The organism is Pseudomonas sp., assembly GCF_049301935.1.
Taxonomy (GTDB): domain Bacteria; phylum Pseudomonadota; class Gammaproteobacteria; order Pseudomonadales; family Pseudomonadaceae; genus Aquipseudomonas.
Genome location: NZ_JBAQLP010000062.1, coordinates 1 through 21,719 on the forward strand (window position 1 = coordinate 1; position 21,719 = coordinate 21,719).

At 61.3% G+C, this 21,719-nt stretch carries 18 protein-coding genes; 6 read left to right on the forward strand and 12 right to left on the reverse strand.

Annotated features, from left to right (window positions below; genetic code table 11):
* From WA145_RS09370 to rluD, 3 genes are all read right to left on the reverse strand, one after another.
* A partial coding sequence (locus tag WA145_RS09370; protein ID WP_422581320.1) for a Clp protease N-terminal domain-containing protein occupies positions 1-851 on the reverse strand: 851 nt, incomplete at its 3' end.
* A 165-nt stretch (positions 852-1,016) separates the two neighbouring features.
* Positions 1,017-1,742, reverse strand: coding sequence for a peptidoglycan editing factor PgeF (gene pgeF / locus WA145_RS09375; protein ID WP_422581321.1), 726 nt, complete (start codon positions 1,740-1,742; stop codon positions 1,017-1,019).
* 38 nt (positions 1,743-1,780) lie between these two features.
* Entirely contained in the window at positions 1,781-2,755 is a 975-nt protein-coding gene (gene rluD / locus WA145_RS09380; RefSeq protein WP_422581322.1) for a 23S rRNA pseudouridine(1911/1915/1917) synthase RluD, read from the reverse strand.
* Between the two features lie 147 nt (positions 2,756-2,902).
* On the opposite strand from rluD, the gene WA145_RS09385 reads away from it, so the two are divergent.
* The 6 genes from WA145_RS09385 to WA145_RS09410 all read left to right on the forward strand — a co-directional run bounded on the left by WA145_RS09385 (position 2,903) and on the right by WA145_RS09410 (position 10,315).
* A complete protein-coding gene (locus WA145_RS09385; RefSeq protein WP_422581323.1) occupies positions 2,903-3,886 on the forward strand; it encodes an outer membrane protein assembly factor BamD in 984 nt (327 codons plus the stop codon).
* A 296-nt stretch (positions 3,887-4,182) separates the two neighbouring features.
* Positions 4,183-5,910: a C13 family peptidase gene (locus WA145_RS09390; RefSeq protein WP_422581324.1), complete on the forward strand. Its 1,728-nt coding sequence runs from the start codon at positions 4,183-4,185 to the stop codon at positions 5,908-5,910.
* A gap of 61 nt (positions 5,911-5,971) precedes the next feature.
* Entirely contained in the window at positions 5,972-6,613 is a 642-nt protein-coding gene (locus WA145_RS09395; RefSeq protein ID WP_422581325.1) for an oxidoreductase, read from the forward strand.
* Between the two features lie 15 nt (positions 6,614-6,628).
* Complete coding sequence (locus WA145_RS09400) at positions 6,629-6,979, forward strand: DUF5629 family protein (protein WP_422581326.1); 351 nt, start codon at positions 6,629-6,631, stop codon at positions 6,977-6,979.
* 21 nt (positions 6,980-7,000) lie between these two features.
* Positions 7,001-7,612, forward strand: coding sequence for a class I SAM-dependent methyltransferase (locus WA145_RS09405; RefSeq protein WP_422581327.1), 612 nt, complete (start codon positions 7,001-7,003; stop codon positions 7,610-7,612).
* A gap of 78 nt (positions 7,613-7,690) precedes the next feature.
* Entirely contained in the window at positions 7,691-10,315 is a 2,625-nt protein-coding gene (locus WA145_RS09410; protein WP_422581328.1) for an EAL domain-containing protein, read from the forward strand.
* Positions 10,316-10,321: 6 nt separating this feature from the next.
* Here WA145_RS09410 and WA145_RS09415 read toward each other — a convergent pair whose 3' ends face one another.
* The 9 genes from WA145_RS09415 to WA145_RS09455 all read right to left on the reverse strand — a co-directional run bounded on the left by WA145_RS09415 (position 10,322) and on the right by WA145_RS09455 (position 21,540).
* Positions 10,322-10,621 (reverse strand): YceK/YidQ family lipoprotein, encoded by a 300-nt coding sequence (locus WA145_RS09415; RefSeq protein ID WP_422581329.1) that lies wholly within the window; start codon positions 10,619-10,621, stop codon positions 10,322-10,324.
* Positions 10,614-11,246 carry a flavin prenyltransferase UbiX gene (ubiX, locus tag WA145_RS09420; protein ID WP_422581330.1) on the reverse strand — a complete coding sequence of 211 codons (633 nt, stop codon included), beginning with the start codon at positions 11,244-11,246 and terminating at the stop codon, positions 10,614-10,616. Before ubiX ends, WA145_RS09415 begins: the two co-directional genes overlap by 8 nt.
* A gap of 115 nt (positions 11,247-11,361) precedes the next feature.
* Complete coding sequence (gene mpl, locus WA145_RS09425) at positions 11,362-12,714, reverse strand: UDP-N-acetylmuramate:L-alanyl-gamma-D-glutamyl-meso-diaminopimelate ligase (protein WP_422581331.1); 1,353 nt, start codon at positions 12,712-12,714, stop codon at positions 11,362-11,364.
* Between the two features lie 366 nt (positions 12,715-13,080).
* Positions 13,081-16,242 carry a GAF domain-containing protein gene (locus WA145_RS09430; protein WP_422581332.1) on the reverse strand — a complete coding sequence of 1,054 codons (3,162 nt, stop codon included), beginning with the start codon at positions 16,240-16,242 and terminating at the stop codon, positions 13,081-13,083.
* 124 nt (positions 16,243-16,366) lie between these two features.
* Positions 16,367-16,735 (reverse strand): response regulator, encoded by a 369-nt coding sequence (locus tag WA145_RS09435; protein WP_422581333.1) that lies wholly within the window; start codon positions 16,733-16,735, stop codon positions 16,367-16,369.
* Between the two features lie 83 nt (positions 16,736-16,818).
* A complete protein-coding gene (locus tag WA145_RS09440) occupies positions 16,819-17,811 on the reverse strand; it encodes a hypothetical protein (protein WP_422581334.1) in 993 nt (330 codons plus the stop codon).
* 35 nt (positions 17,812-17,846) lie between these two features.
* Positions 17,847-18,440 carry a hypothetical protein gene (locus tag WA145_RS09445; protein WP_422581335.1) on the reverse strand — a complete coding sequence of 198 codons (594 nt, stop codon included), beginning with the start codon at positions 18,438-18,440 and terminating at the stop codon, positions 17,847-17,849.
* A gap of 3 nt (positions 18,441-18,443) precedes the next feature.
* On the reverse strand, positions 18,444-19,310 hold the full coding sequence (locus WA145_RS09450) for a methyl-accepting chemotaxis protein (protein WP_422581336.1): 867 nt from the start codon (positions 19,308-19,310) through the stop codon (positions 18,444-18,446).
* Between the two features lie 331 nt (positions 19,311-19,641).
* Positions 19,642-21,540, reverse strand: coding sequence for a sigma-54-dependent Fis family transcriptional regulator (locus WA145_RS09455; RefSeq protein ID WP_422581337.1), 1,899 nt, complete (start codon positions 21,538-21,540; stop codon positions 19,642-19,644).
* Positions 21,541-21,719 lie beyond the last annotated feature (179 nt).

The following is a 21,719-nucleotide window of genomic DNA, read 5'->3' on the forward strand; positions in this document are numbered from 1 at the left end:
ACCATGGTGTGCAGCTCGTCGATAAACAGGATGATCCGCCCTTCCTGCTTGCTCAGCTCATTGAGCACCGCCTTCAGGCGCTCCTCGAACTCGCCGCGGAACTTGGCCCCGGCAATCAGCGCACCCATATCCAGGGAGAGCAGGCGCTTGTCCTTGAGGCCATCCGGCACTTCGCCATTGACGATACGCTGGGCCAGGCCTTCGGCAATCGCCGTTTTACCCACACCGGGCTCACCGATCAGCACCGGGTTGTTCTTGGTGCGGCGCTGCAACACCTGGATGGTGCGGCGGATTTCATCATCGCGGCCGATCACCGGGTCGAGCTTGCCCTCTTCGGCACGCTTGGTCAGGTCGACGGTGTATTTATCCAGGGCCTGGCGGTTTTCCTCGACATTCGGGTCATTTACCGCATCGCCGCCGCGCAGGTTGCTCACGGCGTTTTCCAGCGCCTTGCGGCTGACGCCCTGACCCAGCAGCAGTTTGCCCAGCTTGGTGTGCTCATCCATCGCGGCCAGCAGCACCAGCTCGCTGGAGATAAATTGGTCGCCCTTCTGCTGCGACAGGCGGTCGGCCTGATTGAGCAGGCGCGCCAGATCCTGCGACAGGTTGACGTCGCCGGACGGATTCTGGATTTTACCCAGCTGATCCAGCTCCTTGCCCAGGGCCAGGCGCAGGCTATTCACATCAAAACCGACCTGCATCAGCAGCGGCTTGATCGAGCCGCCTTGCTGTTCGAGCAAGGCCTGCATCAGGTGCAGCGGTTCAATGGCCGCATGGTCAAGACCAACGGCCAGGGACTGCGCATCGGACAGCGCGAGTTGCAACTTGCTGGTTAAACGATCAATACGCATAAACAATCAACCCTCGTAGTGGTGGCAGGCCGGCGCACTGAATCGCGCCCAAACAGAAAGCCTGCGAGATGAAGAGTAGATGAGGACGATTGTGCGGGTTTCAAGCCGCGCGGCGTTGACCTGGGTCACTTACCGCCACAGTGCCGCAGAGGCGGCACCTGAGGATCAGTCGCCCAGCCAGATCAGGCTGGCAAAACGTCCGGTTTGCGCCGAGCGGCGGTAGGAAAAGAAACGCGGATCGTTGAAGGTGCAGAAATCGCCGCCGTACACCGCCTCGATGCCACGGGCGGCCAGGCGAATACGCGCCAGCTGGTAGATATCGGCGATAAACTTGCCCGGATTGACGCTGGGCTGAAATGCCGCTGCCGCGTGCGCATGCTGGGCAACAAAGGCCTCACGCACCTCCGCACCGACCTCGAAGGCCTGCGGCCCAATGGCCGGCCCCAGCCAGACCAGCACCTGATCCGCCGGCACCGCCAACTGATCCAGAGTGGCTTCCAGCACCCCGGCAGCCAGGCCGCGCCAGCCGGCATGCGCCGCCGCCACACGGCTGCCGGCACGGTCACAGAACAATGCCGGCAGGCAGTCGGCGGTCATCACCGTGCAGGCGATGCCAGGCTTGCTGGTCCAACTGGCGTCGGCTTCACGCACCGCCGCAGGATTGGCCTCAACCACCGCAACGCCATGCACCTGCTGCAACCAGGCCGGCTTGCAGCCGAGCAGACTGACCAGCCGCTGACGGTTTTTCAGCACCGCCTGCGGGTCATCGCCGACATGCTCGCCCAGGTTGCAACTGTCGTAAGGCGCAAGGCTCACGCCGCCTGAACGAGTAGTAACGCAGGTTTTCACTCGTGCCGGTGCGGGCCATTGCGGCGTTAGCCAGTCGTGCATCCTGTCACCCAATTCCCTGTTACCCACTCGTGCTTTTATTAGCCGACAAAGGCTTCACGGTCCTGACGCAGCAGCGTCAGCAACCAGACGAAATCATCCGGCAATGGCGACTGCCATTTCATCCGTTCACCGGTGATCGGATGGTCCAACTCCAGGAAGCGCGCATGCAGGGCCTGGCGCGGGAACTCCTTGAGGGTCTGCACCATGCTTGGATTGGCGGCCGGCGGAATGCGGAAACGCCCGCCGTAGACCGGGTCGCCCACCAGCGGATAACCGATATGACTCATATGTACGCGAATCTGGTGGGTGCGGCCGGTTTCCAGTTTGACCCGCGCGTGGGTATGCGAGCGATAACGCTCCAGCACCCGGTAATGGCTGACCGCCGGCTTGCCACCATCACTGACCGCCATGCGTTGGCGCTGCGAGGAACTACGGCCGATCGGCGCATTGATCTTGCCGCCGGAGGTAATCACGCCAATTACGATGCACTCGTAAATGCGGCTGACCGAGCGTTTCTGCAGCTGGTCGACCAGACGGGTCTGCGCTTCGATGGTCTTGGCCACCACCATCAAACCGGTGGTGTCCTTGTCCAGGCGATGGACGATGCCGGCACGCGGCACGTTGATAATGTCCGGCACGTGGTGCAACAAGGCGTTGAGCAAGGTGCCATCGGCATGCCCGGCAGCCGGGTGCACGACCAGCCCAGCCGGCTTGTCGATCACCAGAATCTGCTCGTCTTCGTAGACGATGTTCAGCGCGATGTCCTGGGCAATCCATTCGCCCTGGGCTTCCTGCTCGGCGTTCAGCGCCAGCAATGCACCACCGTGAACGATGTCGCGCGGGCGCAACACCTCACCATCGACGGTCAGCAGACCCTCTTTGATCCAGGCAGACAGACGCGAACGCGAGTGCTCGGCGAACAGGAGTGCGGCGACTTGATCGAGGCGTTGACCGCCCATTTCATAGGGCACCTCGGCGTTCAGTTGAATGATCTGCTTATTAATAGAGGACATGCTCGGCAACAGAGGGGGCATAGCTTTTGGTTTCGGCTACACGCTTGTGGTTAAATACGGCGTCTTTGCCCCAGGGGTACCGGGGGCGCTCATCATAACAGGACGGCTTTGCTCAAGACAGCCGCCGTCACAGGGACGCAAGCCGCCATGCAAGTGAAACACCTGCTGCTGATCGCAATCCTCGCCCTCACTGCCGCCTGCTCATCGAAACCAGTGGTCGACGAAAATCTGAGCGAGACCGAACTCTACCAGCAGGCACAGGCCGATCTGGACAACAAGAGTTACACAGCTGCCGTGGCCAAGCTCAAGGCACTGGAGTCGCGCTACCCGTTCGGCCGCTATGCCGAGCAGGCGCAGCTGGAGCTGATCTACGCCTACTACAAGAACGTTGAGCCGGAAGCCGCCAAATCCGCAGCCGACCGCTTTATCCGCCTGCACCCGCAGCACGCCAACGTTGACTACGCCTACTACCTCAAAGGCCTGGCCTCGTTTGACCAGGATCGCGGCCTGATCGCCCGCTTCGTCCCGCTGGACATGACCAAGCGCGACCCAGGTGCCGCCCGCGACTCCTACAACGAGTTCGCCCAGCTCACCAGCCGCTACCCGACCAGCCGCTACGCACCCGACGCCAAGCAGCGCATGATCTACCTGCGCAACCTGCTGGCGGCCTACGAGATCCACGTGGCGCACTACTACCTGACCCGCAACGCCTACGTGGCAGCCGCCAACCGTGGTCGTTACGTGGTGGAAAACTTCCAGGAAACCCCAGCCGTCGGCGACGGCCTGGCGGTCATGACCGAAGCCTACCAGCGCCTGACCCTGGATGACCTGGCCGCCACCAGCCTGGAAACCCTCAAGCTCAACTACCCGGATCACCCAAGCCTGGTCGACGGTCAGTTCGTGCCGCGCGAAGAAGAAGCCGACAGCCGCTCCTGGATGGCCAAGGCCACCCTGGGCCTGATCGAAACCGACACACCCCTGCCGCCGGGCGAAACCCGCGCCAGCCAGGACGTGATTCGTCAGTACGAAGACGCCGAACAGCAGATTCCGGACGAGCTCAAAGCCGGCGCGAGCGAAGAGCAGCCGAGCCGCTCCTGGTTCAGCTACCTGACCTTTGGCCTGTTCGACTAAACCGCCCACACCCAGCGCAGACGCTAGCTTTGGCGTTTAGCGCAGTGCAAAGAAAATCCGATGCCTGTTTCAGGCATCGGATTTTTTATGCGCCGCTCCCCAGGCATCGTTGAGCACATGGACATCAGGCTGCCGAGCAGTAGCGACGCCCCCTGGCATGGTGCATGGGGGCGTCCACGCGCAGGAGAGTCGGGGCACTTGCGGCTGCTTTTATTGTTCTGCCGGTGCGCTCAATCACGGCAGGCCAAGCGCTTTAAGGCATACTCAATGACGCCCCTCCAGCCTGGATGTTCTGCATGCGACGCCTCATTCTCCTGGCTCCACTGAGCCTCGCCCTGCTGCTGCTCGCCTGTGGCGATGGCGAACCCCTGCTGCCAGCGGATGCCGTATTACCCGATGGCGGACGCTACCGTGGCGAGGTGATCGACGGTCTGCTGCAAGGCCCTGGCCGCCTGGATTACAGCGACGGCAGCTATTACCAGGGACAATTCAAGGACGGCCAGTTCAGCGGCCCCGGTGAATGGCGCAGCAAGCATGGCGAGTTCTATGCCGGTGAATTTCAGAACGGCGACTTCCACGGCCAGGGCAGCCTCACCTACAGCGACGGCAGCCGTTACCAGGGCGGCTTTGCCAATGGCATGCCCAGCGGCGAAGGCCATCTGAAAAGCCGCCAGTTGGAATACCGCGGCGAATTCAGCAAGGGCCAGTACAGCGGCCTGGGCAAACTGCAGTGGAGCAATGGGGCCAGCTTCCAGGGCCAATTCAAACAAGGCGAACCTGAAGGCCAGGGCGTGCTCAGCGACGCCGAAGGCAATGTGTACACCGGCACCTTCGATAACCGCCAGCTCAATGGCCAGGGCAGTTTCAAGAGCCAGGGCGGCGACCTCTACAGCGGCCAGTTCCGCGACAACCAGTTCCACGGCAAGGGCCGTTATCAGAACGCCGATGGCGAAGTCTGGAGCGGGCGCTTCGTCAACGGCAGCCTGACCGGCACAGGCGAATTCAAGGGCAGCGACGGCAGCCATTACACCGGCCAGTTCCGCGACTGGCGCTACCACGGCGAAGGTCGCCTGAGCCTGAGCGACGGCAGCCTCTATCAAGGCCACTTTGCCTACGGTAAATACCAGGGCAGTGGCAGCCTGACCCTGAGCGACGGCAGCCAGCAAAGCGGCACCTGGCAGAACGGCCGGCTGATTCGTGACGCCCAGGGCAAGGCCATACCCGACGCCCTGGCCACCGGCCTGCTGGAACAAGGCCGGCTGCTGGATGCCGCCCTCGGCAAATTGCCCGCCTCGACTCCGGCTATCGAGCTGTATGCCCTGACGCTGGCCGGCGACGGCAAGCAGAGTGTGTTTATGCGCGAGGCCGATTATGTCGGCAATCTGCTGCAGGAGCGTTTCGCCGCCCGCGGCCTGATCACCCTGGTCAACCACCGCAACCACCTGGCAGATCGGCCACTGGCCACCAGCGTCAGCCTGGGCCGCAGCGTTCAGGCTTTGGCCGAACGCAGCGGCGAGGAAGACCTGATCTTTATCTACCTGACCAGCCACGGCTCGGCCCAGCATGAGCTGAACCTCGACCAGCCGCGCCTGCAACTCAACGACCTGCCTGCCAGCGAGCTGGCGGCGCTGCTCGAACCGCTGAAGGAGCGGCACAAGGTACTGGTGATTTCGGCCTGCTACTCCGGCGGCTTTATCCCCAAACTGCAGGACGACAAGACCCTGGTGATCACCGCCGCACGGGCCGACCGGGTGTCCTTCGGCTGCTCAGAAGAAAACGACTTCACCTACTTCGGCCGCGCCCTGTTTGCCGAGGCCCTGCAACAGACCGACGACCTGCAGCGCGCCTTCACCCTGGCCCAGGCCAGCGTTGCCGAACGCGAAAAAGCCGATGGTTTCGAGCCTTCCGAGCCGCAAATCTGGCCCGCCAAAGCGGTGCTCGCGCAGTGGCGCAAGTTGCGCGAGCAGCAGGCCGAGCGCGCCCTTAACACGGCCCTCGACGTGCAAACCTCAGTCACCCCATAACAGCCATGCGTATGTCCAACAGCCTGATAAGCTGATTGATATCAGCGGAGAATTCCACACTATGTATTTGACACCCCAGCACATCCTTCTCGCAGGTGCCACCGGACTGACCGGCGAACACCTGCTGGACCGCCTGCTGAACGAGCCCACGGTCGCCCGCGTGCTGGCCCCCAGCCGCCGGCCGCTGGCGGCGCACCCACACCTGGAAAATCCCCAGGGCGAATTACTCGACCTGCTGCCGCAACTGGCCGGCAAGGTCGATACCGCCTTCTGCTGCCTGGGCAGCACGATCAAACAGGCCGGCTCGCCGGCGGCCTTTCGCGCGGTCGACCATGACCTGGTGATCGCCTTCGCCGAACGCGCCCGCGCCCTCGGCGCAGGCCACCTGCTGGTGATCAGCGCCCTTGGCGCGGACGCCAACTCCAAGGTGTTCTACAACAAGGTCAAAGGCGAAATGGAACAGACCCTGCGTGCGCAGGAGTGGCCGCAATTGACCATCGCCCGCCCGTCACTGCTGCTCGGCGCACGCCAGGAATTTCGCCTCGGCGAGCGTCTGGCCGCGCCCTTTATGCGCTGGCTGCCAGGCAAATACCGCGGCATCGAAGCCACCGTGCTGGCCCGTGCGCTATGGCGCCTGGCGCTGGAAGAGGACGTCGGCACCCGCGTGATCGAATCAGACCAACTGCGCCGTCTCGGCCGCTAACAGAAGAATGAGTCTATGAGCAGCACCCCGCACGACCTGATCAGCGCCCTCAGCCGCGCCGACATGCTGGAGATCGACGACCTGCATGCCTGGCAATTCCACCTTGATAGCGAACAACTGGCCCAGCACCAGGCCGGCAACCCGCCTACTGGCGACGCGCCGCTGCTAAGCATCGAGTGCATGGATGGCCGCGCCCTGCGCAAATGGCACTTCAGCCTGGCGCAGGTGATCGCCGCGCGCTTCGACGGCGAAGCCGACGCCTGGGCCATCAGCGGCACGGCCGGGCCGCACCTGATCAAGTGCTTTGCCGCCGTCAGCGGCGACAACAGCGAGCTGCCGGATGACGCCAGCAACGACGCCGAATAGCAGAGTACTCGAGGCAATCCTGTGGGCCTGTATGACCGCTACCTGCTGCCGCACCTGATCGACTTCGCCTGCGGCATGGGCGAGGTGATGAAGGCCCGCTCGCAACTGGTGCCCCAGGCCCATGGTCGGGTGCTGGAAATCGGCATTGGTAGCGGCCTTAACCTGGCCTTCTACGATACCGAAAAAGTCAGCGTGATTATCGGCGTCGACCCCAGCGCCGCTATGCAGAAGCTGGCCAAGCAGCGCGCCGCCGCCATCTGCATTCCAGTGCAGATGATTGCCCTCGAACTGGGGCAGATCCAGGCCGCCGACGCCAGCTTCGACTGCATCGTCTGCACCTTTACCCTGTGCACCATCCCCGATGCCGTGACCGCGCTGCAAGACATGCGCCGCGTGCTCAAGCCTGGCGGCCGTCTGCTGTTCTGCGAGCATGGCAGGGCTCCCGAGCTGCCCGTGCTGCGCTGGCAGAACCGCCTGACGCCAGTGTGGAAGCCACTCGCCGGGGGCTGCCACCTTAATCGCGACATTCCAGCGCTGATCACTGCCGGCGGCTTTCAGATTGGCGAGCTAAGCAATCGCTACCTCAAGGGCCCAAAACCCATGACCTATATCTACCAAGGCTGGGCTGATTAGCCCGCATAAATAGCCAATTGCCATTAGCGGTCAGCACCGGCACCCTATCCTGACTATTGTTAGGCCATGGATTCTCGTATGAATATCGGCCACCGCATGAAGCGTCTGTCATTTCGCCCTTGCGCCACTGTTCTGCTATTGGCCGTAAGCCTTATGGCGGCATCGCTGAGCAGCGCGCAAGCACGTCAGGTGAGCGTGGGAGTGTACGCCAACGAGCCGAAAATTCTCCTCGGCCAGGACGGCAAGCTCTCCGGCATCCTCGGCGAACTGCTGAATGAAATCGCCAACCAGGAGGACTGGCAACTGCGTCCCAGGCCGTGCGAGTGGCAAGAGTGCCTGGAGCTGGCGCAGAAGGGTGAAATCGACCTGCTGCCAGACGTGGCCTACAACGACAGCCGCGCCCAGGTACTCGACTTCCACAAGACCCCTTCGCTGATCAGCTGGTCGCAGATTTACAGCAGCGAAGACCTGCAACTCAAATCGATACTCGACCTCAAAGACCTGCGCATTGCCGTGTTACAGGGCTCGGTGCAGGAGGAATACCTGCGCGGGCTGCTCGAAAGCTTTGGCCTGAAAGCCCAGCTGCTCGGCGTAGCCAGCCTGCCCCAAGGCTTCGAACAGGTGGCGGCCGGGCAGGCTGACGCGGTAGTGGCCAACCAGCGCTTTGGCGACTTCCATGCGCCGAGCTATCAACTACAGAGCTCCTCGATCATCTTTCAGCCGGCGCAGTTGTTTTACGCCACACGCAAGGGGCAAAACGCCGATCTGCTGGCTGCCATCGATCAGCACCTGTCGGACTGGCAGGACTCGCCCTCCTCGATCTATTACCAGAGCCTGCAACGCTGGGGCGGTGAACGGCCACGCTTGCTGATTCCCAGCGGCGTCTGGTGGGGCCTGAGCACCCTCGCGCTGCTGCTGGTCGCCGCCCTCGCAGGGGCGTTGCTGTTGCGCCGCCAGGTACGGGAGAAAACCCGTCACCTGCTGGCTAGCGAACAGCGTCTGAACACCATTCTCGACAGCGTCGAAGCCTGCATCTACATCAAAGACACCCAGCTGCGTTACCAGTACGCCAACCGCAAGGTCTGCGAGCTGTTCGGCCAGAGCCTGGAGCAGGTGATCGGCAAGACCGATGAACAGTTCTTCGATATGGATACCGCCATCAATCTGTACGAGAACGACCGCCGCGTACTCAAGCTCGGTGAGCGAGTGGAAGCCGAAGAGACCAATCTCAGCCTGAGTGACGGCAGCGTGCACGCCTATCTGTCGGTCAAGCTGCCACTGCGCAATGCCCAGGGCCAGATCTATGCCCTGTGCGGCATTTCCACCGACATCAGCGAGCACAAGAAGAACCTGGAGAAGATCAACCAGCTGGCCTTCTATGACCCGCTCACCCGCCTACCCAACCGTCGCCTGCTGCTTGATCGCCTGCAACAGGCCCTGGCCAAGCATGCGCGCGGCCTGCAACAGGGCGCACTGTTATTTATCGACCTGGATAACTTCAAGGACCTCAACGACACCCTCGGCCACGATATGGGCGACCAGTTGCTGCAGCAGGTGGCCGAACGCCTGAGCAGCCATGTGCGCGCCCAGGACACCCTGGCCCGCCTCGGTGGCGATGAGTTTGTGCTGATGCTCGAAGGCCTGAGCCTGCAGTCCGCGCAGGCGCTGAGCCAGGTCGAGCATGTCGGCAACAAGGTAATCGCCGCGCTCGCAGCCCCCTACAACCTGCATGGGCGCAGCCATATCAGCACCGCCAGCATCGGCATTGCACTGTTCCCCAGCGCGCACAGCACGGTCGATGAAGTGCTCAAGCGCGCCGACATGGCCATGTACCAGGCCAAGGCCACCGGCCGCAACGCCATGCGGTTTTTCGACCCGCAGATGCAGGCCGACGTCAGCGCCCGCGCCAGCCTGGAAAGCGACCTGCGCCACAGCCTCGGCGAGCGCCACTTTATTCTGCACTACCAACCGCAGGTGGACGCCCAGGGCCGACTGGTCGGTGCCGAAGCCTTGGTGCGCTGGCGACACCCCACCCGCGGGCTGGTGCCGCCGGGCGAATTTATTCCGCTGGCGGAAAGCACCGGGCTGATTCTGTCGCTGGGCCGCTGGATTCTCTACAGCGCCTGCCAGCAACTGGTGGCCTGGGCCGCCCACCCGCACCTGGCGCAGCTGACCCTGGCAGTCAACGTCAGCGCCAAGCAGTTCCACCATCCTGATTTTGTCGAAGACGTCTTCGCCGCACTCGCCGAAAGCGGCGCCAATCCGCAGCGCCTGGAACTGGAACTGACCGAAAGCCAGCTGGTGGAAGACGTGGAAACTCTGATCGGCAAGATGAGCCAGCTGAAAGCGCGCGGCGTGCACCTGGCGCTGGACGATTTCGGTGCCGGCTACTCCTCGCTCAACTACCTCAAGCGCCTGCCGCTGAACCAGCTGAAGATCGACCAATCCTTTGTCCGCGACCTGCTCGACCACCCCAGCGATGCCGCCATCGTGCGCACCATCCTGGCGCTGGGGGGTTACCTCAACCTGGCCGTGACGGCCGAAGGGGTGGAAACCCAGGAACAGTTCAATGCCCTGCAACGCATGGGTTGCCGGCGCTTTCAGGGCTACCTGTTTGCCAAACCAGGGCCGGCGCAGACCCTTGAGGACTGGCCATTGGCCGCTAGCTGGCAGGATAAAAAGGCCGGCATTCCGGACGCCTGACGCCCGTTACAAGCCGCCACTGATGCCCAGGTTAAGGCCGATGGCGGTGGCCAGGGACAGTGGCAGCAACAGGGTATCGAGCAACGCACTGACCGGCAGGTCGGCGGCCGGGTAAGCCGGGGCCTCGGCGCCGAAGCGCTGAGTGGCGCAGCAACCGCCCTGCAGCGCATACAGGTTCAGCCGCGTGCCGGCATACACCACCGGCGCGTCAGGCTTGGCGGCATCCAGAGTACGCACCGTGGCGCAGCCGCTCAGGGTCAGGCTCAGCAGCAACAAGCCGGCCGCGCGGGCCACCGGCTTATTCATCCGGAGTGATCTGATGGTGTTCGCCCCAGCGCGGCAGCATGTCCTGAGGGATATTCAGGCAGTTGAGAATGCGTGCCACGACGAAGTCGATCAGGTCATCGATGGTCTGCGGCTGGTGATAGAAGCCCGGCGCGGCCGGCAAGATAGTCGCTCCAAGATTCGACAGCTTGAGCATGTTCTCCAGATGGATGCTGGAAAACGGCGCTTCACGCGGCACCAGAATCAGCTGACGACGCTCTTTCAGCGCCACATCGGCAGCGCGCTCGATCAGGTTATTGCAGGCCCCGGTGGCAATCGCTGACAGGGTGCCGGTGCTGCACGGCACCACCACCATCGCCGAGGGCGCGCCGGAACCCGAGGCCACCGGGGCCATCCAGTCTTCCTTGCCATATACGCGAATCTGCCCAGGCGCGGCGCCGGTGTACTCGTTCAAGAACGCCTGCATGGCCTGGGGTTTATTCGGCAGACTGACATCAGTTTCGGTGGCCATCACCAGTTGCGCGGCCTTGGAAATCAGAAAGTGCACCTCGCGTTCTTCCTGCACCAGGCAGTCGAGCAGGCGTAGGCCGTACTGAGCACCGGAAGCGCCTGTCATGGCCAGGGTAATGCGTTCGGGACCGTTCATGCGAACTCCGTGGAATGAGTGAAACCGTCGGTCATAGGATGGGTTGAGCGAAGCGATACCCATCACCCTAGACTCGCTGGGTATCGGCGCTGCGCGCCTCAACCCATCCTACAACCTAGCTGGCCAGGGCCACCGCCAGCTTGCCATGCAGGCCGCCAAAACCGCCGTTGCTCATCACCACCACCTGGGTGCCGGGCGCTGCTTCAGCCTTGACCCCGGCAATGATCGCTTCCAGGGAATCACACACCTGGGTCGCCACGGTCGAGCGGGCCACGGTGCCGGCCAGGTCCCAGCCCAGATTCGGCGGCGCGTACCAGTACACCGAGTCGGCCTGTACCACGGATTCGGGCAGACCATCGCGGTGCGCGCCGAGCTTCATCGAGTTGGAGCGCGGCTCGACGATGGCGATCAGTTTGGCCGTGCCGATGCGCTTGCGCAGGCCGTCCAGGGTGGTGGCAATCGCGGTCGGGTGGTGAGCGAAGTCATCGAAGATGGTCACGCCATTCACTTCGGCGACCTTCTCCATACGCCGCTTGGCGTTGATAAAGCCGCACAGCGCGGCAATGCCCAGCTCCGGCACCACGCCAACATGCCGCGCCGCCGCCAGCACCGCCAGGGCGTTGGCCACGTTATGCTGACCGGTCAGTTGCCAGTCCACAGTGCCAGCAACCTTGCCCTCGAAACTTACCTCGAAGCGCGAGCCATCCTCGCTAAGCAACCGCGCCTGCCACTGGCCGCCCTCTCCCGTAGTCTGCACCGGGGTCCAGCAGCCCATCTCGATCACCCGCTTAAGCGCAGGCTCAGTGGTCGGGTGAATAATCAGCCCGTCCCCCGGAATGGTGCGCACCAGATGGTGGAACTGCCGCTCGATGGCCGCCAGATCCGGGAAGATATCCGCGTGATCAAACTCCAGGTTATTCAGGATGGCGGTGCGCGGACGGTAGTGCACGAACTTGCTGCGCTTGTCGAAGAAGGCGCTGTCGTACTCGTCGGCTTCGACCACAAAGAACGGCGTGGCGCCCAGACGCGCGGAAATACCGAAGTTCTGCGGCACGCCGCCAATCAGAAAGCCCGGGCTCATGCCGGCGTGTTCCAGCACCCAGGCCAGCATGCTCGAACTGCTGGTCTTGCCGTGGGTGCCCGCCACCGCCAGCACCCAACGGCCCTGTAGCACATGGTCGGCCAGCCACTGCGGGCCACTGACATAGGGCAGGCCCTTATTCAGCACATATTCCACAGCCGGGTTGCCCCGCGACAGGGCGTTGCCAACCACCACCAGATCCGGTGCGGGGTCGAGCTGCGCGGCGTCATAGCCCTGGGTCAGTTCGATGCCCTGCGCCTCCAGCTGGGTGCTCATGGGCGGGTAAACGTTGGCGTCGGAGCCGGTCACGCGGTGGCCGAGTTCCTTGGCCAGCACGGCCAGCGAGCCCATAAAAGTGCCGCAGATGCCGAGAATATGGATATGCATGGATAACCTCAAAAACAGACCGGCCGGATGACCAATAACGCCCGCAAAAATATCGCCGCAGGTTAGCACAGCGGCCACGGGCACGGCTTGGACAGCAGGGTGACGAGGTTATCGCCGCTGGTTAACGCGAAGCAAACGTAGGCGCGAAAATCGCCCCCAGCCCATCGACTCTATGGTTGTGGGTAAGGCCTCGGTGCTCGCAGGATGGGCATGCCGAAGGCTTGTCCACCCTGCGAAAGCGCAGGTTGTAGCCCGGATAAAACCTGGGAAAATTCCGACGCCGAGCAGGACTGCGTTCGCCAGAAAGCTTGATCGCGGCCAAGGCCGCTCCTACATAACGGGGCGGCCTGGGTACGATGGGGCAGGTTAGCTCGCCTGAGCGAACTCCGGCGGCACGATGCACAGTTGGACGGGAAGGTGAATCAGGGTGGTAAAGCCACGGTAGTCGGCATTTTCGTCACCGGCGTCGAGCTTGACCTCAATGCTACCGCCCTCAGACTCAAGGAACCCGCGCACCGCGTCCATGCCCACCCCGCGCCCGGAGACTTCAGTCACTTCATCGGCGGTGGAGAAGCCGGAGGTAAAGATCAGGTTGGCGATCTCGTGGGCGGCCGGTCGCTCCGCATCGGCCGAATACAGCCCCAGCTCGACGGCCTTGGCGAAGATCTTGCTCAAGGCAATGCCGCGGCCATCGTCGCGCACGGCAAAGCTGATGGCGCCCTCGTGCTCCAGAGCGTCAATCTGGATACGCCCTTGCTCGGGCTTGCCCTTCTCAAGGCGCTCTGCCGGTGTTTCGATGCCATGGTCGAGGGCATTGCGCAGCACATGCATAAAGATGTTATTGAGCAGGCCGTGCGCCTCCTTGCGTGTGAACAGCGCGTTATCGGCGATCTGGATAGACGGTGCAGGCTTACCCAACTCCAGCGCCAACGACTGCACCGACTCGATCACATCCTCAATCACATCCGCCAGCGGCTCGGCTTCGATGGAGGCCAGCGAATGATAGGTGTCGCGCACGATATTGATGACGTTGGCCGGCAACTCGGTACTGGACAGCGCGGCGATACTCTCCATCAGACGATTGATCTGCTCACGATCAACCCGCGCGCCGGCAATACCCTGCTTACCATCGCGACCCAATTTGTCCTTGAAGATGCCTTTGTAGACTTTGATCGCCTGCTCGGCGAAAGCCAGCTCATCGAGCAACTCCTGAGGCTGCCATTGCATCTCTTCATTCTTGCGTAGCTGGTCATAGGTATTTTCGATGCGGTGCACGGTATCGGTGATGTGCTTGAGCCCGTAGGTGCGCGCATTACCCTTGACCGTATGGATATTGCGGAACAGCTCGGCCAATTTGTTCAGGTCTTTCTGCTGGGTTTCCTCAATGATGGTTTTGCACTTCTCGACAAAGGAGGCAGAACCCTCGATAAAGTCGCTGAACTTGTCGGCATCCACCGCCAAGATCTCGCCAATCATCATCAACTCCTGCTTCTGCCCTTCCGCCTCAGCCTGCAGCGCCTTCAGGGCCGTCACGTCACGCACGGTCACCATCAGCTTGGTGACCACATCCTGGTCGTCGATAATCGGATCCCAATCCAGCTCAATCAGCTTACGGGGCTTATCGGCAAATTCCAGCGCCAACTCGGTCACCAGCAAGTGCGAGTTGAACTCATACATCATCGCGTCCTCACCCACGATCGATGCGATGGCGGTGGAGACCGAGTCAATCACATCGGCACTCAGCGTGGAGCGGCGCAGCATAAAGTCCACGACATTGCGGTTAGCGATTTCCTTGGTCTCGAAAATAGTCTCCAGGTAGGCCGCATACTCGGAGTGAATCAGACCGCCATCGACGATGGTAAACAGCCCCTGGTGCATGTTGGAGAACATATTGGCAATGTCCTCGTTCTTCTGCTTGAGGGCCGCGGTACGCTCTTCGACCTTCTTCTCCAGGGTGCGGTTGTGCTCCTCGATGACTTCAACCATGCGGATATTCTTGATGGTAGTTACCAGCGAACGGGCGACTGCGGCGACGAACTCATAGTCGCTATCGGCAAACGCCACCTTGTTCACCTCACCGGAGAAGTTCATCACGCCGATCAGCATGTCCTTATCGACCAGCGGCACGCACAACAGCGCCTTGGGTTTCTCGTTTTCCCGACCCACATATGCGCTGTCACGACTGGTATCCGGTACAAACAGCGCCTGTTTGGAGGCCGCTGCACGCCCGATAATCCCTTCGCCCATGACAAAGGTGATGGCCGATGGGGCCCCCTCCATTTGCTTGGGCGGCAAGAAGGCCTTGGCCTCCAGGTCATTGTCCTTATTGAACAGATAGACCGAGCCGCTCTCGATGCCCATCTTCTCGTACATGGCATGCAGCACCAATTCCAACGCCGTGTCCTGATCTCGCGCCGCCGCCAACGTGCCGCCGATACGATTGAGCTTGGCCAGGTCAATCATCTTCTTGCGGATCGCCAAGCGCATGGAGTTGAAGTTCTGGGTGGCCAGGGCCAATAGAATGATCAGGATGGCAATGGTGCTTTTAAAACCAAAGCCAACGCTGTCACCCAGTTCGGTTTGCAGACGGTTGAACTGCGCATCGGCGGACACCAGCACCTGGTCCAGACCGTCAACGGCTTTCTGCACCGCGACCTTGGAGGCATTCAGCTGCTCCCAGGCGGTTTGCGCCTGGGTCAACTGCTCACGCTTGTGATCCACCAGGTTGGGTTCGCTCTTGAGCCGCTCGCGCAGCGCCTCGACGCTGGCGTAGGCGGTGTCCAGAACACCGTCGCTGTCCATTGGTTTGAACAGCGGCGCGGCCTTGTCGAACCAGAACATCGAGCCATTGATGATAAATTCGAAATCATCCTGAGCGCTGTCCAGGCCTTCCAGGTCGCCGCTGTTCTTCAATTCCTCGGCGGCTTTGGCGACACCGGCCATCAGGGCATCCGCCTGGTTGGCGAAGCCCTGGGCCAGGGTCAGGTCCTTCTCCATGGCCTTGCTCGGCGCGCGGGCGTTGACGATTTCCATAAAGCCGAAGCCGACATCGTCAGACAGCTCCATGACCTGGGCCACTTCGTCCTCGACCTTCTGCTTGGCTACCAGCACTGCCAGCTTGGCATCGAACATCTGCCGCACGGCCTCGGTGTAGGTCTGGTAGTTGCTTTTGATTTCGGCGACCAGGGCTTCGCGTTGCGGATCGGCCTGGGCCAGCTTTTCGAGGCGCTGGTAACCCTCGGCAAACTCCTTGGCGCCCTTGTCGAAACCGTCGCGATAGGGGCGAATATCTTCTTCGCTGAGGGCGTTGAAGCCCAGGGCACTGAGGTTGGCCAGCTTCAGCAGCTGGATCTGCACCTTGTTGACTTCGCCCACCACAGGTACCGCGGTTTCATGGACCCGCTGATTGGAGCGACTGATATCACTGAGCGTCCATAAGGACATGCCACCGGAAATGGTCAACAGCAGCAGAATGATCGCAAAACCCAGTGCGACTTTCTGATTGAAACTGAGCTTAAGCATGGGCATGGATGCCACCTCAATTGGACTCGTTATTGTTGTATTCCAATGATCACGCTAGGCATCCTGATCGGCAGCCTATGACCGAGCGGTCGCCTGCGCTTGCGACCGCATGCCTGTACCGGCCTGTCGTTTAACCGGCGACCAGCTTCTGGATCGCCCCCAGGGCACTGGAGCCATTGAAAGGTTTGACGATCCAGCCCTTTACGCCGGCGGCCTTGCCGCGATTCTTCATATTGGGGTCATTTTCGGTCGTCAACATGATGATATTGACGGTTTGGTTGCCCAGCTCGCTGCGCACCTTCTCCGCCATGGTCAGGCCATCCATGTTCGGCATATTGACGTCGGAAATCACCAGCTTGATGGCGCGGTCATTCTTGAGTTTGCTCAGCCCGTCCTTACCATCCACCGCGGTCTCGACGCTGAAATTATTAGCTTTGAGAAACGCCGCAACTTCATTGCGAATTGCTGCGCTGTCATCAACTACGAGTATTTGTGCCATTGCCGTCAGCCTTTACCAGTTAAACGTCGATATTGTTGTTTTTGGATAACCATTAACCTGTGCGGATACCTTGCAAACCCTCCTCAGAACAATTCCAAACAGCCGCTTTCCACCAGGTCTTCAACTTTATTCTCATCGGCCTGCAGATAGTCTTCGGGCGACCAGCGAATATTGAAGATGAATTTCTGATAGAGCGTCACGGGGGCCAGGCGCCCTTGTATGTCGCGTAAGCTGTACTTGAAACACAACTGCGAGCGGTCGGTGCCGAAGGAGATGTATTCCTTATATTGATTAACCGTGATCGGCACGCTGATGCGCATGCCATCATCGAGTGCCGGTGGATGCAGGGCCAACAAGCGTGTGCGTAACCCGCCCCAGGCCAGGTTGGTGATTTCGCTGAGCATGCCCATCACGTCACGAAAGTCCACGCGCGCCCCGTCGATGGCGGTGCGCCCGTCCTTGATCAAGCCCAGCATGGGCTGCTCTTCGGCCTGAATCATCATGTAGCCACTGAACCAGGGGGCTTCCACCGGCAACAGGCTCAATATGTCGCCATAGGTGAGCTTATCCTTGACCAGGTAGGGCAGTTCGTTGCTCACCTCGACGTCGCGAAACAGCGCGTTGAGCGAGCTATGGGTGACTTCTTCCATGCGACGGATCAGCGAGATGGGGTATTCAGTGTCCGCCAGGTATTGGTCGAGCAGAAGCTTGAGGCTTTGCGGCTGATCGATATCGTAAGCCCCGGCAATCCCGAGCTTTTCGTCGGGGGTCAGGTCGTCCAGATCGGTACGCCCGTTGCGCCGGATAAAAATCGGTAATTCGCGGCGCAGTTGATGGATACGCCGGGCCAACTCGAAGCCATCCGCAATACCCTCGGTGCGCTCATCGCTGCGCTCTGAGATCAAGACTGCACCCAAGTCAATATTGGCGTGCAGCATCTCCATAATGGAATGACCGACCTGCTTGAGGCCGATCAGCCCGTTCTCGGCGCAGAACTCCTTGAGTTGCTGCCGAGCACGCTCATCCTCCTCGAAAATCAAGACCTTGCTGACGAGTCGCTTTTCAAATCCGATCATATCAACGGTACTCACTGGGGCAGGGAGTGGCTCTTTTAAAAGAGTTCTAGCTCTCCAGAGCTGTCGGCCTGGGTATTAATTTCGCCGACATGCTCTTGATAGTGCTGCAAGGTAAAGTCAGCTTCATGCTTGGTACAGACCAGCGCACTCACGGCAAACAATGACGGGGCGTTGCTAGCCGCTTGCGCGCGAGCATGGACGCTGTAGGTCGGCTGGGTGGTCTGGTCAAACTTGAGACTGGCGTGCTGCAGAAAATTGGGCGTGGACATTCCCAGAGGCGGACAACTGCTCTGTAAATGACGCTTAAGATTGCCACTGAAGCTGTTGCTCATTTCCAGCAGGTAATCGACATAGGTCGACTCATCGAGCTCATCGTTCCCCTGTGCAATAGCTTGGGCGACAAACTGACGGTTGGCCGCATCCATGCTCAGGTGGAGCAGGCACATGATTCTGAACTTGAATGACGAGATGGTCAGCACAATGCATTGATCGTGATGGATGTCCGCCAAGCTATCGACCTTGCTGACCAGCCATGGCGTGCTTGCATTACAGCCGTTAAGCGTCTGCAGCAGCGTGGCCTGCAATAGCTTGTTGAATGTCGAGTCGAACTCGTAATTGGTCTTTCGCATAATTTAGCGGACGTCCGCCAAGACCTGGTCAAGACCACTGACCTGAGTCTGTACGCCATGGATGGCGGTCACGATCATATTGCCGCCGGCCTGTACGTCCTGAAACGCCAGAGTGGCGATCAACGCATTCTTGTTCAGGTTGGTGCGGTACTCCTCGTTGAGCGCCTCGGCGCTGGTGGAGAGCTTGCGCACCTCGTCAGCGACCACCGCAAAGCCGCGCCCGGACTCACCAGCGCGCGCGGCCTCGATGGCGGCGTTGAGCGAAAGAATAGCAATCTGCCCAACAATGCTTTTGAAGTCGCCAATCTGCTTTTGCATGATTTTGTTGTGCACCATGATGCTGTTCATGCCCTCATGCCAGCGTTCGATGGTCTGGGTAATGTCCAGCAATTCCTGCACCGAGGTTTTGATCTGAACCATATTGCGGGCCATGTGCTCCAGGCTGGCCTGTCGCGACTGGCGCAGCTGACTGAGTTCCTGCTCCAGCGCCTGACGCGTTTGCGCGTATTCGTGGTTGAGGTTGCGCAGTTCCTGCTCGGCCTCGGCCTTGACCTGTGCCAGATTTTGCTGGAGCGCAGCCAGTTGCTCACGGCTTTGTTGTTGCTGCTGTTCGAGCACCTCGGGCAGCAACAGAGTCCGTTGCCGGGCTTCACTTTCCTCAAGGGATTTCTGCAGAGCAGCCAGGGCGCGCGCATGTTTGGCACACAACAGCCAGAAACCAACCCCAACAACCAGCAACAGCAGAAGCAAGTTGATCACACCAAACAGGGAACCCTCGCCACCCACACTGGACCCGGTGACGGCCAAGGTTCCCAGCAGGCTACCTGGGGCGGGGAGACAGAAACAGGGCGCACTGAGTGACAATGACATAGGTGATCTCGGCCAAAACGATGGGTGACGTCCAGCGTAGAAAAACCGCCAGCTCTCGCCTGCACAGCGGCCAAATGCGTTCTTCAGGCCGATCTGCAATGTTTGTTTAGGTTGCCTCTATTTCCGGGGTATCTGCTGATTGGCCGCGAACTTGAATGCGCGGCGCCGCAGACTTAAAACTGGCGTCAAGGTTTTTATTGACCTTATCCCGAGATTAGCCCCTGAGAAGAACAAATACCACCACCCAAATGGCAGATTGCTATCAATCTTGTGGGCGGTTAATTCGACCGCAGGAACCCCGCCTGCAGCGGTTCGAGGCTTGTCCGATGTTTCAGCCCTCGGCGCGAATGCCGTGCTTGCGCAACTTGCGGTACAGGGTATTGCGGCTGATGCCGAGCTGTTCGGCACTGCGGCTCATCTGCCAGCGCTGCGCCTCCAACACCGCGAGCAATGCCTGGCGTTCGGCATCACCCAACTGGTCGGGCTTGCCCGCCGGCAGCCGAGCCAACGCGGGGCGTGTATGGCGAATCTCGGCAGGCAGTTCGTCGTGGCTGATCACACCCTGTTCACACAGCGCGCAGAGGGTGCGCAGCACATTGCGCAGCTGGCGCACATTGCCCGGCCAGGGGTAAGCCAGCAGCGCTTCGCGGGCCGCATCATCGAGCCGCACCGCTTGCCCGCGCGCTTCTTCGGCCAGCAGAAAATCCAGTAGCGCCGCTTTGTCGCTGCGCGCGCGTAATGGCGGCAGCTCGATCACCAGACCATTCAGGCGATAGAACAGGTCCTGGCGAAACTCGCCGCTGGCCACTCGCTCGTTCAGGTCGCGGTGGCTGGCGCTGATCACCCGCACATCGATGGCCTGCGCTTCACCGCCAATCGGTTCGACCCGACGTTCTTCCAGCACGCGCAGCAAGCGGGTTTGCAGCGCCAGCGGCATATCGCCGATTTCATCGAGAAACAGCGTACCGCCATCGGCCTGTTGCAGCTTGCCGCGCATGCCTTCCTTGCGCGCGCCGGTAAAGCTGCCGCCGCGGTAGCCGAACAGCTCGCTCTCGATCAGGCTCTCGGGAATCGCCGCACAGTTCAGCGCAACAAACGGCTTGCCGCCACGCGAGCTGACCTGATGCAGGGCCTTGGCGAAGGCCTCCTTGCCGGTGCCGGTTTCGCCGCCGATCAGCAGCGGCACATCGCGCTCATACACCCGTAGCGCGCGACGAAAATCACTCTGCAATTGCGGATCGGCCAGGCACAGTCCTGGGGTTGCCAGCGCCGCCGCACCAAGCACCTGAGCACTGCGCCGCGGCTGGCCACGCAGCATGGCGAACAGCAGCTGACCGCGCTGGGTATACAGCGGCCAACTGGCGCTGGGCTGCGCCGAGGCGCGGCCGAGCAGGTCATCCAGGCGGCAGTCGAATACCTCCACCAAGGTGCGCCCGAGCAGTTGCCGACGCGACAACCCGAGCAGGTTGATCGCGCTCTGATTCACCGCACTGACCCGGCCGTCGCCATCGAAAGCCAGCAGCCCCTCGCTGAACTGGCCGATGTATTCGGCCTGGGCGTGGAAGCGCAACAGCCACTCGCCCTCATAGCTGCGCAGGAAATGGCAGCCCTCGATGGCCTTGGCCGACAGGTTGACCAGGGCCATGGTGTGGAACTGGCTCTGCCGCGATACGTCATGCCGCGCCGAGGACACGTCCAGTACCGCCAGCAGCTCGCCATGCGGATCAAACACCGGGCTGGCCGAGCAGGTCAGGCCGGTGTGGCGGCTGCGGAAATGTTCATTCTGGTGGATGGTCAGCGGCTGCCGTTCGACCAGGCAGGTGCCGATGCCATTGGTGCCTTCACAGGCCTCGCTCCAGTCGGCGCCGAGCCACAGCCCGGCCTGCTCGAAGGTGCGTTTTTCCGCCTGTTCAGTGACACAGTTAAGAATCACCCCACGGGCATCGGTGAGCAGCACGGCATGACCAGAACCGGCCAGCTGGCGGTGCAGGCTGTTCATCTCGTTGCTGGAAATCTCCAGCACCTGTTGCAGCTGCTCGCGCCGCTCAAGCATGTGCGCGTGCTCAATCACCGCCGGCGGCAGGCTCTGCGCCGGGTCGAGGTGATGCTGCTGCAGGCAGCGCAGCCAGGAGCGCGTCACCGAGGAATCGGCAGCCGGGCCGGCGAGTTGTCCGCGCCCTTGAGCCACGGTCAGCACCTGCTGGGCGTGGCGGCTTGCTGGGTTGTGCATTGTTATTGTTCTCCGCTCTAGGAGGTGCACGTGATGACCGAGCATCCACCAGCTTTCCGGCCATTGCAAGATAGTCTGACCAATGAGTCACCAAGCTGTATCGGCCCTGGTACAAAGTGTCACGCGACCTGTATCAGGGCTGATACAGACGCCCTGCCCCAGCACCTAGCCCCAAGTCA

What these genes read in the sequence shown, in the direction of transcription:
- WA145_RS09400 (WP_422581326.1), top strand. Translation starts at nt 6,629, where the DNA reads ATGAGCAGCACCCCGCACGACCTGATCAGCGCCCTCAGCCGCGCCGAC.
- WA145_RS09410 (WP_422581328.1), top strand. Translation starts at nt 7,691, where the DNA reads ATGAATATCGGCCACCGCATGAAGCGTCTGTCATTTCGCCCTTGCGCC.
- WA145_RS09450 (WP_422581336.1), bottom strand. Translation starts at nt 19,310, where the DNA reads ATGTCATTGTCACTCAGTGCGCCCTGTTTCTGTCTCCCCGCCCCAGGT.
- WA145_RS09435 (WP_422581333.1), bottom strand. Translation starts at nt 16,735, where the DNA reads ATGGCACAAATACTCGTAGTTGATGACAGCGCAGCAATTCGCAATGAA.
- WA145_RS09445 (WP_422581335.1), bottom strand. Translation starts at nt 18,440, where the DNA reads ATGCGAAAGACCAATTACGAGTTCGACTCGACATTCAACAAGCTATTG.
- WA145_RS09415 (WP_422581329.1), bottom strand. Translation starts at nt 10,621, where the DNA reads ATGAATAAGCCGGTGGCCCGCGCGGCCGGCTTGTTGCTGCTGAGCCTG.
- ubiX (WP_422581330.1), bottom strand. Translation starts at nt 11,246, where the DNA reads ATGAACGGTCCCGAACGCATTACCCTGGCCATGACAGGCGCTTCCGGT.
- mpl (WP_422581331.1), bottom strand. Translation starts at nt 12,714, where the DNA reads ATGCATATCCATATTCTCGGCATCTGCGGCACTTTTATGGGCTCGCTG.
- WA145_RS09440 (WP_422581334.1), bottom strand. Translation starts at nt 17,811, where the DNA reads ATGATCGGATTTGAAAAGCGACTCGTCAGCAAGGTCTTGATTTTCGAG.
- pgeF (WP_422581321.1), bottom strand. Translation starts at nt 1,742, where the DNA reads ATGCACGACTGGCTAACGCCGCAATGGCCCGCACCGGCACGAGTGAAA.
- rluD (WP_422581322.1), bottom strand. Translation starts at nt 2,755, where the DNA reads ATGTCCTCTATTAATAAGCAGATCATTCAACTGAACGCCGAGGTGCCC.
- WA145_RS09430 (WP_422581332.1), bottom strand. Translation starts at nt 16,242, where the DNA reads ATGCCCATGCTTAAGCTCAGTTTCAATCAGAAAGTCGCACTGGGTTTT.
- WA145_RS09390 (WP_422581324.1), top strand. Translation starts at nt 4,183, where the DNA reads ATGCGACGCCTCATTCTCCTGGCTCCACTGAGCCTCGCCCTGCTGCTG.
- WA145_RS09385 (WP_422581323.1), top strand. Translation starts at nt 2,903, where the DNA reads ATGCAAGTGAAACACCTGCTGCTGATCGCAATCCTCGCCCTCACTGCC.
- WA145_RS09395 (WP_422581325.1), top strand. Translation starts at nt 5,972, where the DNA reads ATGTATTTGACACCCCAGCACATCCTTCTCGCAGGTGCCACCGGACTG.
- WA145_RS09455 (WP_422581337.1), bottom strand. Translation starts at nt 21,540, where the DNA reads ATGCACAACCCAGCAAGCCGCCACGCCCAGCAGGTGCTGACCGTGGCT.